General features: G+C 61.7%; 14 protein-coding genes. 5 read left to right on the forward strand and 9 right to left on the reverse strand.

Annotated elements, in window-relative coordinates:
- Positions 1–16 precede the first annotated feature (16 nt).
- From JV201_RS18470 to JV201_RS18480, 3 genes are all read left to right on the forward strand, one after another.
- Complete coding sequence (locus tag JV201_RS18470; RefSeq protein ID WP_008432735.1) at positions 17–796, forward strand: helix-turn-helix transcriptional regulator; 780 nt, start codon at positions 17–19, stop codon at positions 794–796.
- A gap of 165 nt (positions 797–961) precedes the next feature.
- Complete coding sequence (locus tag JV201_RS18475) at positions 962–1933, forward strand: GlxA family transcriptional regulator (protein ID WP_008432734.1); 972 nt, start codon at positions 962–964, stop codon at positions 1931–1933.
- A gap of 72 nt (positions 1934–2005) precedes the next feature.
- Positions 2006–2467 (forward strand): DUF4440 domain-containing protein, encoded by a 462-nt coding sequence (locus JV201_RS18480; RefSeq protein WP_008432732.1) that lies wholly within the window; start codon positions 2006–2008, stop codon positions 2465–2467.
- A gap of 124 nt (positions 2468–2591) precedes the next feature.
- Here the strand turns inward: JV201_RS18480 and JV201_RS18485 are convergent, their stop codons facing one another.
- The 7 genes from JV201_RS18485 to JV201_RS18515 form a co-directional block, all read right to left on the reverse strand.
- Complete coding sequence (locus JV201_RS18485; RefSeq protein WP_003218590.1) at positions 2592–3947, reverse strand: MATE family efflux transporter; 1356 nt, start codon at positions 3945–3947, stop codon at positions 2592–2594.
- Between the two features lie 22 nt (positions 3948–3969).
- Entirely contained in the window at positions 3970–4533 is a 564-nt protein-coding gene (locus tag JV201_RS18490) for a DUF2239 family protein (RefSeq protein ID WP_219405862.1), read from the reverse strand.
- 50 nt (positions 4534–4583) lie between these two features.
- Positions 4584–5540 (reverse strand): AAA family ATPase, encoded by a 957-nt coding sequence (locus tag JV201_RS18495; RefSeq protein WP_177020137.1) that lies wholly within the window; start codon positions 5538–5540, stop codon positions 4584–4586.
- A 3-nt stretch (positions 5541–5543) separates the two neighbouring features.
- Positions 5544–6587: an aliphatic amidase gene (locus tag JV201_RS18500; RefSeq protein ID WP_219405864.1), complete on the reverse strand. Its 1044-nt coding sequence runs from the start codon at positions 6585–6587 to the stop codon at positions 5544–5546.
- Between the two features lie 15 nt (positions 6588–6602).
- A complete protein-coding gene (locus tag JV201_RS18505; RefSeq protein WP_008432727.1) occupies positions 6603–6950 on the reverse strand; it encodes a zinc ribbon domain-containing protein in 348 nt (115 codons plus the stop codon).
- Positions 6951–6952: 2 nt separating this feature from the next.
- Positions 6953–8182 (reverse strand): formamidase, encoded by a 1230-nt coding sequence (gene fmdA, locus JV201_RS18510; RefSeq protein ID WP_003218608.1) that lies wholly within the window; start codon positions 8180–8182, stop codon positions 6953–6955.
- 894 nt (positions 8183–9076) lie between these two features.
- Positions 9077–9547, reverse strand: coding sequence for an Lrp/AsnC family transcriptional regulator (locus JV201_RS18515; RefSeq protein WP_008430161.1), 471 nt, complete (start codon positions 9545–9547; stop codon positions 9077–9079).
- A 124-nt stretch (positions 9548–9671) separates the two neighbouring features.
- Between JV201_RS18515 and JV201_RS18520 the strand changes: the two genes are divergently transcribed.
- Together JV201_RS18520 and JV201_RS18525 are read left to right on the forward strand one after the other, a co-directional pair.
- Positions 9672–10916, forward strand: a complete 1245-nt coding sequence (locus JV201_RS18520; protein ID WP_219405865.1) for a methionine gamma-lyase — start codon at positions 9672–9674, stop codon at positions 10914–10916.
- Positions 10917–11101: 185 nt separating this feature from the next.
- Entirely contained in the window at positions 11102–11791 is a 690-nt protein-coding gene (locus JV201_RS18525; protein WP_087695226.1) for a helix-turn-helix transcriptional regulator, read from the forward strand.
- 125 nt (positions 11792–11916) lie between these two features.
- Here the strand turns inward: JV201_RS18525 and JV201_RS18530 are convergent, their stop codons facing one another.
- Positions 11917–13875 (reverse strand): MacB family efflux pump subunit, encoded by a 1959-nt coding sequence (locus tag JV201_RS18530; RefSeq protein ID WP_003212489.1) that lies wholly within the window; start codon positions 13873–13875, stop codon positions 11917–11919.
- A 3-nt stretch (positions 13876–13878) separates the two neighbouring features.
- Positions 13879–14965, reverse strand: a 1087-nt coding sequence (macA, locus tag JV201_RS18535) for a macrolide transporter subunit MacA (protein ID WP_219405866.1), incomplete at its 5' end; no start/stop codon positions are given.

The raw sequence follows: 14965 nt of genomic DNA on the forward strand, positions 1-14965 counted from the left end.
AGGCTAGAATCAGGCCATGCCCGATATTCATCCCTACGAAAACACCCCGCGCGACGTGGTCGTGACCGCCATCGACTATGCCGACGGCGAGCTGTTCCCCGCCCACGCGCACCCGCGAGGTCAGTTGGCCTATGCCAGCCAGGGTGTCATTACCGTCTACAGCGCCACCGGTAACTGGGTGGTGCCGCCTCGCCGCGCGATCTGGGTGCCGCCGCATGTGTCCCACGCCATGCTGATGCGCGGGCCGGTGACGATGCTCAACACCTACATTCGCCCGCAGGCGGCGCGGCGGCTGGAGTTGCCGCAACAGTGCCAGGTGCTGGATGTGTCGCCGCTGCTTGGGCAGTTGCTGGAGAAGGCCGTCGAGGTACCTGCGCGTTACGCGATGGGTGGCCGCGACAGCTATTTGATGGGCTTGCTGCTGCACGAGATCGCCCGGATGCCGGTGCTACCGCTGTGTGCGCCGTTGCCGGCCGAGCCTCGATTGGCGAAGGCCTGCGAAGAGTTTCTGGCTGGGCCTTCGTTGGAGGTCAGCATTGATGCCATGGCCTTCGGCGCGGGGATGAGCCGCCGGACGTTTACCCGGCAGTTTCGTCAAGCCACGGGTATCAGTTACCTGCAGTGGCGCCAGCAAGCCTGCCTGCTGGCGGGGATTGTGCGGCTGGGCAATGGGGAACCGGTGACCAGGGTGGCGCTGGATTTGGGGTATAGCAGCCCGAGTGCGTTTGCGACGGTGTTCAAGCGTGTGTTGGGTGAGGTGCCGAGTCGTTATTTCAGCAACGAGTTGCGACGCTGATTGAGACCGGTGGGGGGATTTGTGGATGGATTGGTCCGGGGTATTTACCCGTTGCTGCGGTAACGGCGTCAATGACTTTACCGACGCGGTACTACGGGAAAAAATCCGCTTCAGGTAATCTGTCTGTCACCTTGATTGACAGATCAGACGGTTTTGGAGCGCCTCATGCAACGCATTGGTTTCATCACCTTTTCCGGTTTCGGCGTCATGAGTTTCTCTGCACTGTCAGTTTTCGAGAGTGCCAATAATGCATTGGGTAAAACCCATTACGACGTACGTCTGATCTCGGAGCACGGCGGGCCGGTACGCAGTTCACTCGGCGTGGTGGTGCAGACTGAAGCCTTCGGCAAGACTGCATTCGACACGGTGATCATCGGTGGCGGCAATGACCGCGAATTCACGCCCGGCTTGCTGGATTACCTGCGTCAGGCTGCCAGAAATAGCCGACGCCTGGCCGCCACCTGCTCCGGAACCTTCTTCCTGGCCCAAGCAGGTTTGCTTGACGGTATGCGAGCGACCACCCACTGGTTTTTCGCGGCAGAATTCCGCAAACGCTACCCCAAGGTGCGGCTGGAAGAGGAGCGTTTGTTTATCGTCGACGGTTCGCTATGGACAAGCGCCGGCATGACCGCTGGCATCGACCAAGCCCTGGCGATGGTCGAAGCCGATCTTGGCGCGACGGTAGCGCGGGCGGTATCGAAAACCTTCATCCTGCAAAACCGCCGTGCCGGGGGGCAGCCACAGTCCTCGGCACTGCTGGACATGGAACAGAAGACCGACCGTATCCAGACTGCCATAGCCTATGCGCGCAATAACCTGCATCGCAGCCTGAGCCTCGACGAACTGGCCGAAGCAGCCCATTTAAGCCTGCGCCAATTCAGCAGGGCGTTTCGAGCACAGACCGGCGTATCCCCAGCCAAAGCCATTGAAAAGCTGCGGATCGAAACAGCCTTGGTGCTGATCCAGGACGGCCGTCATCCTATCGAAGGCATTGCCCGCCAGACCGGCTTTGGCGACAGCGAACGCATGCGAAGGGCATTTATCCGCGAATTCGGCAAACCGCCGCAGGTGATGCGGCGCACGGCAAGAAGCCGGTCGGAAACGGCGGCATCGGGAATGTCCAGAAACGAGGGTTAAATGGCCTTTGCTTCGCCCTGCCCGAGCCTAGGCTAAACCTCAGGTCACTCAACCCGATTCCCGAGGAACTCCATGAAACCTTATGCCCTGGCCTTCGGCGCCTTGCTCAGCCTGCTTAGCGCCACCACAAGCTTCGCCGCAGCCAAAGAGGATGACGCTCGCGCCTTCTTCACCCGGTTTGTCGCCGCTCAAAACGCCCACGACCTCACCCAGATCAAGGCAATGCTCTGGGACTCGCCAAAAATGCTCTGGTACGCCCGAGGTGGCGAAAACTGGGGGCCGGATGCGGTGGTCAGCAAGCTCAAGGTGTACTACCAGGGCGCCTGGCAACTTAAGCCCGACATGAGCCACTTCAGCGTGGTGCTGGTGGCCGATAACGTTGCGCAACTGATGGTGCCGATCACCTTCACCCGTAGCCACGCCGGTGAAACACCTACCGACAGCACCTTCCTGATCAGCCAGACGCTGGTCATGGGCAAGGATGGCTGGCGTGTAGCGAGCATCATGCCGATCGCCGATACCAACTTCAAATAAGCCGATGTCCGAAAACGAGACCTTGGCGCAAACGCTTACGCGTCTTAGCGTTGCGTCATCAATCTGATAGTCCTGGATGGCCGGTACCTATATGACGAATAGGTACCCGCGCCACCCCACACACTCACACCAACCGCTTGATCTGCTTATGCCGCCAAACCAACCGGTAATACGCCGTCTGCAACCCCAACATCGCCAGATACGTCACCGGAAACGCCATCCACACCCCTTCCAGCCCAAACCGCGCATTCAGCAGATACGCCACCGGCAACTCCACCCCCAACACGCAAACGATCGAGATCCCCACCGGCACCAGCACCACCCCGCTGGCCCGCATGATCCCGCCCACCACGGCCTGGAAACCGAACACCAGGATGCTCCAGAGCATGATATGCAGCAGGTGCTCGGCCTTGACCCGCGCATCCACGTCGGTAATGAACAACCCCAACAGCCAGTGCGACAACACATACCCCAGCACTATCAACCCACCCGTCAGGCACAGGTTGATCAAAATCCCCGTACGCAGGATCGGCCCGATCCGCTCCAGGCGCCCCGCCCCGATCGCCTGCGCCCCCAGAATCGACGCCGTGATCGCAATCGACAACGCCGGAAACTGCACATAGTTGACGATCTGCGTCACCGCCCCATACGCCGCCGTCGCCTGGGAACCATGGCTGTTGACCAGCGCCAGAATCACCAGCTCCGACAACGACAGCACCACCATCTGCAACCCCGTAGGCAACCCGATACGCAGGACCTTGCCCAGGATCACCCGATCCAGCCGCAGCGCCGCCATCAACTGGCGATCCGGCGCCATCACGTGGTTTTTATGGCGCAGGCGCAGCACCAGGAACGTCATCGCCAGGGCATTACCCACCAACCCCGCCACCACCGCGCTCTGGATACCCATCGGCGGCAGGCCCAGCCAGCCCTTGATCAGCGCAGGGGTCAGCACCAGGCCCACGGTGGTCGACACCATCAGCGCCAATAAGGGCGACACCGTGTCACTCACGCCCCGCAGCAGTTGGGTGAACAGGATGAACACCAGCAACAGCGGCATGATCAGCATCATCATCTGCGCATAACCCACCGCGTCATCCAGCACATCCACCGGTGTGCCCAGGGCCTGCATTGCCGGGCGCGCAAACACGCTGCCCAGCACCGCCGCGATCACCCCGATCAGGGCGCCGAGGGTCAGGGTGGCGCCGGTGATCGACTTGACCATCGAGGTTTCCTGCGCGCCCCACGCCTGGCCGATCAGCACCGAAGCGCCCGCCCCCAGGCCGATCACCAGGGCGATAAAGAAAAACACGATGGGGAACATCCCCGACACCGCCGCCAACGCCTGGGTGCCGAGCATCTGCCCGACATAGATCCCGTTCAGCGTGCCGGAAAAGCTCTGGAGGAAATTGGACAGCACCATGGGTGCCAGAAAGATCAGGTAGATCTGCCACAACGGTCGTTGCTGGGTGACTTCCATGAAGGTTCGGATCTCAATGCAATTAGGCAGGGAAAGCGTTGCGTGACAACCAGGCCAGGTACAACTTCACATCCACCGGCCAGTGCGCAATCTTGTTGGAAAAGTCGGCGCCGTCCTGGGCAAACAACGCCCGCGAGGCCTCTTCGAAACCCGGCAGGTCGCCGCCCAGGGCGCTCATGAAACGATAGCTGGATTCCTTGGCCTGGCGTCGCTCATCGTGCTCGGCATGGGCGTTGCGCGCTTCATCCACCAGCCGGCGCAAGGCCGCCGAGGCGCCGCCGCGTTGTTGTCCCAGCCACTCCCAGTGCCTCGGCAGCAAGGTCACTTCACGGGCGACCACCCCCAGCTTCGGACGGCCTACAGTAGGTGACGCCGGCACGTCGGCCTCCGTCACCGCGAGGGTCGGTTGCTGCGGTGCGTAACCGGCGGGCCAGGGATAGTCGACTTGAACACCGCTGGCGTCATCAAACACCAGCAAGCTGCCCGTCGCCAGGTCGAGGCTTTTCAGGTTTTTGGCGACGTCGGCATAAGAGCCGGCAGCCACGCGTTGGTGGCCAAGGAAGGCGGTGCACTGTGATGCGCTCATGACTTTTACCCGGATTATTTTGTTTTACCCGGGTTATATTAGTCTGAAATTTATTGGATGCAAGCCGCTTGTTGCGAAACCACCAAACGATCACTGTCGACAGTCGCGCCCATGGGGCCCACACCCGGGTCGCGCAATACGCATTCGGCAATCGCCGGCTCCAGCTCCACCCGCAATCGGCGGCCCAAGGCGCGGGCGCCGAACCGTACGTCATGGTCGCGGCACAGCCAGGCACGTGCCGATTCATCCAGCACCAATGATCGGTGCTGCGCCGCCAGGCGTTGATTGAGTTTGCCGAGTTCCACCTTGAGCAGCGCCTCAAGCCACTGATGGTCGATGGGCTCGAACATCAGGATACGATCGATGCGATTGAGAAATTCCGGCTCGAAGTGGCGGTGCAAGGCGTCCTCCAACACCCCCGCTTCACCGCGCCCCCACCAGCGCAACGGGGCAAAGCGTTGCCGGTGCCGACGCGCCTGCTGGGCGCCGATATTGCTGGTCATGAAGATCAGGCTGTTGCGAAAGTCCAGCGTACGAGCGCCGCCCGCCAGCGTCAGCTGGCCGTTTTCAAGGATGCCCAGCAGGCTGCGCACCACCTCCTGGCTGGCTTTCTCCAACTCGTCGAACAGCACGATACCAGGGCGGCTGTAGCTACCCTGGATCAGTTCGCTGTTGAACAGGCTGATGCCCTCCTTGCTGCCGACATAACCCGGCGGTGCACCGGTGAGTGCGGCGGCATAATGCTCCTGGGCCAGGGTGTGCATGTCGATACGGCAGAACCCGTCGGCACGCCCGTGCAACGCCTGCGCCAGCAGCCGGACGATTTCCGTCTTGCCGACCCCGGTAGGCCCCATGAACAGGTTGACGCTCAACGGCCGCTCACGCTCACCGATATCGGCCTTGACCACCTTGAGCAACCCTTCCATTTGGGCCAGGGCTGCGTCCTGGCCAACGATACGGCTGCGCAGCAAGGCCATGACCTGGGCCGGTTCAAAAGTAAACCGCATGCCTCAACCCGCCGTTTTTTGTTTACCGCCATGGGGCAACTGCCCCACCGGGCATTCGTCGACACCGACGGTGCTGCGAGTGAATGCCTCGACATTCTCTTGGGCCTTTTGCGCGTCCAGCACCCAGGTGCGATAGAACTCGAATGGGCAATCCGCCACGCCCTTGTCCCCATCGCCCGAGGCATGCATGCCGGTGTAGCCACGGTGCAGCAACTTGAACAGATGGTTCTGCGACTGGTCGTTGGCCCGCGCATCGCGGATCTGCGACACCGACAGCTGGGCGTACTGAATGCCCATCTCTTCCTCGCCGCACTCGCCCAGGGTACGGCCATCGAAGCCGATGATCGCCGAGTGCCCGAAGTACGAATACACCCCGTCGAACCCCGCCGCATTCGCCACCGCCACGTAGCAGTTATTAGCCCAGGCCATGCTCTTGGACATCTGCACCTGCTGCTCCTTGGCCGGGTACATATAGCCCTGGCAGCGCACGATCAGCTCGGCGCCTTTCATCGCACAGTCACGCCAGATCTCCGGGTAGTTGCCGTCGTCGCAGATGATCAGGCTGACCTTCATGCCCTTGGGCCCGTCGCACACGTAGGTGCGGTCGCCGGGATACCAACCTTCGATCGGACACCACGGAATGCACTTGCGATAACGCTGGACGATCTCGCCGAGGTTATTGATCAGCACCAGCGTGTTGTACGGCGCCTTGTGCGGGTGCTCCTCGTGGCGTTCACCGGTCAGGGAAAACACGCCCCAGGTATTGGCCTGGCGGCAGGCCGCGGAGAAAATCGCCGTCTCCTCGCCGGGAATACTCGCGGCGGTCGCCATCATCTCGTCGTGGTCGTACATGATCCCCATGGTGCTGTATTCGGGGAACACCACCAGGTCCATGCCGGGCAAACCCTGCTTCATGCCGACAATAATCTCGGCAATCTTCTTCGCGTTATCGATGACTTCGGCCTTGCTGTGCAGGCGCGGCATCTTGTAGTTCACGACAGCAACGCCGACCGTGTCCGGGCTGCTGGAAATGTCGCCATGGCGCATTGCAAATCTCCTCGGTCAATGACTGATCATCCAGGGCCGTGGCCCGGTCCTGGTCTTGAGCCCCAGCGGGTTGGCCTTGCTCGGCACCACCGGCTTGCTGGTGCCACAGCAACTGCAGCCCGCCGGGTGCTTGCGCGCTGCCTGATATTCGCCGACGGTTTGCGGCGCATGGGCGCTGCGCTCGTTACCGGCTATGGCCTTGCGCTGATTGGCCGACAGCGTGGTCAGCGCCGGCGCCGACAGCAGCAACTGCCCGCCCGGGCCGTCGCAATACGGGCATTGGCTGGGTTCGTGACGCTGGGCCATGGGCCGCAGCATCGTGAAGGTGCCGCAGGACTCACAGGCATATTCATAGGTCGGCATGGCTACAGGTCCGGTGCAATGGGCAGGTCGATGCTGCCGTCGAGGAATTGGGTCGGGCCGCTGGCATTGGGGTTGATGTCGAACTCGAAGATTTCAGTCGGCAGCCACAACGTCGCGCAGGCGTTGGGGATGTCCACCACGCCGCTGATATGCCCCTGCACCGGCGCCGAGCCGAGCAACGCATACCCCTGGGCCGGCGAGTAGCCGAACTTGGTCAGGTAGTTGATCGCATTCAGGCAGGCCTGGCGGTAAGCGACATTGACGTCCAGGTAATGCTGCTGGCCCTGTTCGTCGACGGAGATGCCTTCGAAGATCAGGTAGTTCTTGTAGTTCGGGGTGATCGGGCTTGGCTTGAACACCGGGTTCTTGATCCCGTATTTGGCCATGCCACCCTTGATCAGCTCGACCTTCATGTGCACCCAGCCGGCCATTTCGATGGCGCCGCAAAAGGTGATTTCGCCGTCGCCCTGGCTGAAGTGCAAGTCGCCCACCGACAGGCCGGCGCCGTTGACGTACACCGGGAAATAGATCTTCGAGCCGCGGGACAAATCCTTGATATCGCAGTTGCCGCCATGCTCACGGGGCGGCACGGTGCGGGCACCGGTGGCGGCGGCATCATCACGGGCCGAGCCCTTGAGTTTGCCCATGTGCGCGGTGGCGGCCAGCGGCGCGTTGGCCAGGGGTGGGACGCGGGTCGGGTTGGTATCGATCAGCTCCTGCTCGCGACGATTCCAGTCGGCGAGCATCACCGGGTCGGGCAGGCAGCCGATCAGGCCGGGGTGGATCAGGCCCGCAAAATTGACGCCCGGGATGTGCCGGGAGCTGGTGAACATGCCCTTGAAATCCCAGATGGCTTTTTGCGCGCTGGGGAAGTGATCGGTGAGAAAGCCGCCGCCGTTCTGGCGCGAGAAGAAGCCGTTGAAGCCCCACTGGGAGTCGGCCTTGGCGCCGATGTCGAGCAGGTCGACCACCAGCAAGTCGCCGGGTTCGGCGCCGTGTACGCCCACCGGACCGGAGAGGTAATGCACGGTGGAGAGGTCGACGTCGCGCACGTCGCTGGCGTCGTCGTTGTTCTTGATGGCGCCGGCGGTCCAGTCGTAGGTTTCGAGGATGAAGTCATCGCCGGGTTTGACCCAGCAAGCCATCGGGATGTCCGGGTGCCAACGGTTGTGGATCTGTTCGTTTTCGGTGACGGGTTGGTTGAGGTCGACTTTGATCAGGGTGTCGGTCATCGAGGTGCTCCCGGAGGGTGGGTTGGCTGTCGGGAGCAGTCTCACGGGGATGGGGTTGGGCGGGGAATACGTTGGATGACGTATGCGTCTTTGGGGTTGGGGGGCATATCCGTTTTTTGGGTGATGGCTGATATCGGTTCCGCTCTTACAGCGGCTCACTTTTGAAAAGCGCAAAAGTAAGCAAAACGCTCTTGCCCCACCACTCGGCACCTCGCTTAGGCTCGGTGTGCCCTCACTCCGGCTTTGGACCGTGGGCCGCCGTCATGGGCCATCCCTGGCCCAGGACGGCTAACCCGGCGTCCTGCCGGGTTACCCACGCTCCAAAGCCTGCGTTCGGCCAGCGTGGTTTAACGGGGCGCCCAAGATCAAAAGCAGATCAACAGCACAGCGGCCTACCGGCCGGCTTGAGTGTTTAGAAGCAAAATCAAAAGCTAAAGCGGGCACGGTCCACTGTAGGAGCTGGCTTGCCGGCGATGGCATCAACTGGGTGTGTCTGATGCACCGAGGTGTCTGCATCGCCGGCAAGCCAGCTCCTACAGAAAAGCAGCTCTGCTTTCGCTCTGGATCTTGCCTTTGCTTTTAACACTCAGGTCGGCTCTCAGGCCGCCGTGCTTTTGATCTTGATCTTGATCTGACTGCCCCAATAAGCCCGAGGCCGAACGCAGGTATTGCGCAGCGGGTAAACCGGCAGGACGCCGGTTTAGCCGCGCCGGGCCATGGATGGCCCGTCGCGGCGGCCCGCGGAGTAATGCCGGAGTGAGGGCACACCGAGCCTAGGCGAGGTGCCGACAGGCGGGGCAGAGCGCTTTGGTTACTTTGCCGCTTTTGCAAAGTGACTCGCTGTAAGAGCGAAACCATAAGCAGCCGTTACCCAAATAACGGATATACACACCATCACTCCGGCAAAGGAATCACCCGCAACGGCCGCACCGACTTATAAGAAAAACTCGAGTAAATCTCCTTAACACACGGCAACCCCTGCAACACCTCCCGCGCAAACTCCCCAAACGACTCCAGATCCTTCGCCACCACTTCCAACAAAAAATCATACCGCCCCGAAACGTTATGACACGCCACAATCTCAGGAATCTCCAGCAACCTTTGCTCAAACGCCCGGGCAACTTCCCGGGAGTGCGTATCCATCATGATGCTGACAAACGCCGTCACCCCATACCCCAGCGCCTTGGGCGACAGGATCGCCTGATAACCGCCGATCACCCCGCTGTCCTCAAGGTTCTTCACCCGCCGCCAACACGGCGAAGTGGTCAGCGACACCCGCTCCGCCAACTCCGCCACCGTCAACCGCGCATTACCCTGCAAGGCGTTTAAAAGTGCCTTGTCAGTCCGATCCAGATGCATGGGCATATCTTGCCTCAAAACGTCGTTTTTATTGTTTTTCATCCCAATCTACCGGCCTTTCCCAGCAAACTATGGAACGTTCGGCCGCCGTTATAAGCATAGCATTGTAGGAAATAAGGAGCGTCCGACCATGAAAAATAAACACAACACGTTCGGCTTTTCCACCCGCGCCATCCACCACGGCTATGACCCCCAGGACCACCACGGCGCCCTCGTGCCGCCCATCTACCTGACGGCAACCTTCGCCTTCCCCACCGCCGAATACGGAGCCGCCTGCTTCGCCGGCGAAGAGAGCGGACACTTCTACACCCGCATCTCCAACCCCACCCTGACCCTGCTGGAATCGCGCATGGCCACCCTGGAAAACGGCGAAGCCGCCGTCGCCTTCAGCTCCGGCATGGGCGCAATTGCCGCGACGTTCTGGACCCTGCTGCGCCCCGGTGACGAAATCATCGTCAGCCAGACCCTCTACGGCTGCACCTTCGCCCTGCTGCACCACGGCATCGGCGAGTTCGGCATCAAGGTGCGCCACGTCGACCTCACCGACCTGAACGCCATGAGCGAGGCCATCAACCCGGCCACGCGCATGATCTACTTCGAAACCCCGGCCAACCCCAACCTGCAACTGGTGGACATCGCCGCCGTCGCCGAGATCGCCCACCGGCAACCCGGTATCACCGTGGTGGTGGACAACACCTACTGCACGCCCTACCTGCAACGCCCGCTGGAAATGGGCGCCGACGTGGTGGTGCACTCGGCCACCAAATACCTCAGTGGCCACGGCGATATCACCGCCGGCATCGCCGTCAGCAGCCAGGCCCTGGCCCAGCGCATTCGCCTGCAAGGGCTCAAGGACCTGACCGGTGCGGTGATGTCACCCCAGGACGCCGCCCTGCTGATGCGCGGCCTCAAGACCCTGGCCCTGCGCATGGACCGCCATTGCAGCAACGCCCTGGCCATCGCCGAAGCCTTGCAGGCCCATCCCCTGGTGGAATGGGTGACCTACCCCGGCCTGCGCTCCTTCCCTCAATACGAACTGGCCGCGCGGCAGATGAAACAATCCGGCGGCATGATCGCGTTTGAACTCAAGGGCGGCATCGACATGGGCCGACGCTTCATGAACGCCCTCAAGCTGTTCACCCGGGCCGTGAGCCTGGGGGACGCCGAGTCACTGGCCCAGCACCCGGCCAGCATGACCCACTCCACCTACACCCCGGAGCAGCGCGCCCACCACGGGATTTCCGAAGGGCTGGTGCGACTCTCGGCGGGCCTTGAGGATGTCGCCGACCTGCTGGCCGACGTTGCCCAAGCCCTGCAGGCCTGTGCCGTAAAGCCGAAATCCCGGGCGGTGCAACACAACGTTCATCACGCTTGAAGTAAATTCACAGGCAGGCGCGACGTTTATCAATAGCCCGGCCTGAAAAGGTCGGGCTTCTCCCGTTGCGCCCTGCACCGCAAAAAATTTGATCCATTCATTGGCCCGTTTGCGAAAGCCTGTACTAGCATACGAGGCGGCAGTCATGGAGATCACTGCCCTGTACGCCGCCCTCATTGAAACTCATGGATGAAATGATGAACTCACACCTGTTCCCCCACATTGGCAAAGTCATCGCCAGCACCGGCAGCCGGCATTTCCCGCGCATGCTGCATGACCTGATCCTCACCCAACTGGCGGTCGACGCCACGCACATCACCCAAATGCCTGTGAGTTCACCGCGCAAGGCAGGCAGTTCGCGAATGACGGGGATCAGCCCGGTGTACACCGACCCGCTGCCAGGGCAGGAAGAGGCCCAGGCCGCCGCCCAACTGCACCTGACCCGGCGCAAGGATGACGTCAGCTACGTGCTGTCGGTGTATCGCTCCAACCCCTGCGAAAGTTTTTCCCAGCAGGAGCGGATCATCCTGCAAGACTTCTCCTCCCTGCTGCTGCCGATGGTTGAAAAACACATCAGCGCCCTGCAACCCAGCGATCCGGACAGCGAAGCGCCGCAGCAACAAGGCATCGACACCTTGCGCCGGCGCTTTGAAGAGCGCCTCGCGCAATCGGGGCTGGCCCTGTCCAGCCGGGAGCTTGAGGTGTGCGTGGGGCTGCTGGCCGGGCGTACCGCGCCGGAACTGGCGGAGCAGTTGGCACTGAAGGTCAATACCATCGAGAGCTACCTCAAGCGGGCAGCGATCAAGATGGGCATCAGTGGCCGGCATTCATTGATGCGGTGGATGTATTCCACAGAAGAAAACGCCACTCTCTAGAACACCGAGGAACAAATGTGGGAGCGGGCTTGCTCGCGAATGCGCAGTGTCAGTCAATACATGTGTGACTGATCCAGCGCATTTGCGAGCAAGCCCGCTCCCACATTTTTTGATCTCTTCCCGGCCTAATCCCGGGCCAGGGCTTCAATCGGATCCAACCGCGCCGCATTCCGCGCCGGCACAAACCCGAACACAATCCCGATCAACGTTGAACACGCAAACGCCGTCACCACCGAGCCCAGGGAAAACACCATTTCCCACTCTTTCACAAACAACGAAAACAGATAGCCGATGGCGAATGACAGCGAGATGCCGATCATCCCGCCAATCAGGCAGACCATCACCGCTTCCACCAGGAACTGTTGGCGAATATCCGATTGCCGCGCGCCCACTGCCATGCGAATCCCGATTTCGCGGGTGCGTTCGGTCACCGACACCAGCATGATATTCATCACTCCGATGCCGCCCACCAGCAACGAAATCACTGCAATCAACGACAGCAGCAACGCCAGGGAACGGCTGGTTTTCTGCACCGTCTGCATGATGCTGTCGAGGTTGTTGGTAAAGAAGTCCTTGGTGCCGTGACGTTGCAACATCAGCTTGGTGACGTTCTCTTCCACCACCTTGCTCGGCTGGCCGTCCTTGATGCGCACCGTGATGCTGTCCAGATGACGCTGGCCCAACAGCCGCCCCGCTGCCGTCTCGTACGGCACCCACACGTTCAACGCCTTGCTGGCGGCGAACATGTTTTTGTTGTCGGCCGTCACCCCGATCACGGTGCAGGGCAGGTTGCCCACCAGGATCACCTGGCCCAACGGATCCACGCCGGGCGCGAACAGCCGATGGCGCGCGTTGTGGTCGATCACCACCACCTGGGCCTGGCGCCGGGCGTCGCTTTCGCTGAAGGTAATTCCGGCTTCGAGCTTCAGGCCCTTGACCTGGAAATAGCGATCGCTGACCCCATTGACCTGGGCGTCCAGGTCGATATTGCCGTAACGCAGCAACAGGTTGCGCCCCACCACCGGCGTGGCGCTGTCGACGTAATACAGCTGGTTCAGCGCATCCACATCCGACGGCAACAACGTCTCGATGGCTGACGCACGGCTGTCACCAAAACTCTTGCCGGGAAAGATATCAATGGTGTTACTGCCAATGGCCTGGATGTCCTTGAGCACATAGCGCTTGGCGCCTTCGCCGATGGCCGAGATCGACACCACCGAGGTGATGCCGATGACAATGCCGAGCATGGTCAGCAAGGTGCGCATGCGATGGGAAATCAGCGCGACCCAGGCCATGTTGAAGGCCTCCTTGAACAGCCCGAGGCTCGCCACCAACTTGCGCGCACCGCTGCGCTTGGGCTCGATGGGCGCTTCGGTGGGCAGGTCGAGGCCGACACTCTGATTGGCGCGGTCACTGACGATCTCGCCATCGCGCACCTCAATGATCCGCTGGGCATTGGCCGCGACTTTCGGGTCATGGGTAACGATGATCACCGTGTGCCCGGCGGCGTGCAGCTCGGCCAGGATGCGCATCACCTCCTTGCCGCTGTGGGTATCGAGGGCGCCGGTGGGTTCGTCGGCGAGGATCACTTCGCCGCCGTTCATCAAGGCCCGGGCGATACTCACGCGCTGTTGCTGGCCGCCGGACAGCTGGCTCGGGCGATGGGTCAAATGCCCCGACAACCCCAGGCGTGCCAGCAATTCCCCGGCGCGGCTATGCCTGGCGGTTTCCGGCGTACCGGCATAAATCGCCGGCATTTCCACGTTGTGCAACGCGCTCAGGTGCGCGAGCAAGTGGTAACGCTGAAAGATAAAACCGAAGTAGTCGCGGCGCAGCTCGGCCAGTTGCTCATCCCCCAGGGTGCGGGTTTCGATGCCATTGATCTTGTAGCTGCCGGCGGTGGCGTAGTCGAGGCCACCGAGGATGTTCATCAGGGTGGATTTACCCGAACCCGAGGCCCCGGTGATCGCGACCATTTCCCCGGCGTGGATGGTCAGGTCGATGCCCTTGAGCGCAATGAATTCGCGGTCACCGGCCATGAAACTGCGCACGATGCCTTTAAGCTCCAGCAGTGGCTGAGTCATCAATCAGCCCCCCGCCACGGCAGGCGATGGGTCGCCGATCACCACCTTGTCGCCTTCGGCCAGGCCATCGAGGATCTGCACCTTGACGTTGTTGTTGATGCCCGTCTGCACCTGCCGCGTGTTGGCCTTGCCCTTGGCGTCCAGCACCCGCACCGGGAAGCTGCCATCGGCATTGCGCGGGCCGAGTGCGGCCACCGGCACGGTCAGTGCAGCCTTGGCGGTGTCGAGCACGATGCGCACCTGGGCGGTCATGGCGATGCGCAGGCGGTGGTCGGGGTTGGGTACGTCGAACAGCGCGTTGTAGAACACCGCGGTGTTTTGCTTGGGGGTGCCGGCGGTCTGGGTTTCGAGGAAATTCTGCGGGGCAGGTTCGGTGCCGCGCAATTTGGCGTAATAGCGTTTGTCGGCCTCGCCGAGGATGGTGAAGTACACCTGCTGGCCCGGGCTGATGTGGATCACGTCCGCTTCGGAGACTTGGGCCTTGACGGTCATGGTGTCCAGGTCGGCGAGCTTGAGCAGCACCGGTGCCAGTTGGCTGGCGATCACGGTCTGGCCTTCCTGGGTGACGATGCCCACTACATCGCCGTCGATTGGCGCGACGATGCGGGTGTAGGCCAGGTTGATCTTGGCGGTGTCGATCTGGATGTGGGCGCTTTTGATCTGGGCGTCGAGGGACATCAGGTTGGCGCGCTGTACCTCGTAATTGGACTCGGCGGTTTCGAAGTCCTGGCGGGACACGGATTCGTCCTCCTGCAGGCCCTGATAGCGTTCGTAGACGGATTTGGTTTCCTTGAGTTGCGCCGCAGTAGCGCGGCGTTGGGCCTGGAGGTTTTCTTCGTCGACCTGGGCTTTGCGCAGGGTGTTCTGCAGGATCAACGGGTCGATTTCGGCCAGCCATTGGCCCTTCTTGACCTTGTCGCCGACCTTGACCTTCAGGGATTTGAGTTGGCCGGAAACCTGGGCGCCGACATCGACCTGCTTGACGCCTTCGAGCAGGCCGGTGGCCAGGACGGCGTTTTCGATGTCACTGCGCTCGGCGGTGGCGGTCAGGTATTGCGGCGCGTCTGCGGGGGCCTGCACGGTGTAGATG

Source organism: Pseudomonas sp. Colony2, assembly GCF_019382755.1.
Taxonomy (GTDB): domain Bacteria; phylum Pseudomonadota; class Gammaproteobacteria; order Pseudomonadales; family Pseudomonadaceae; genus Aquipseudomonas.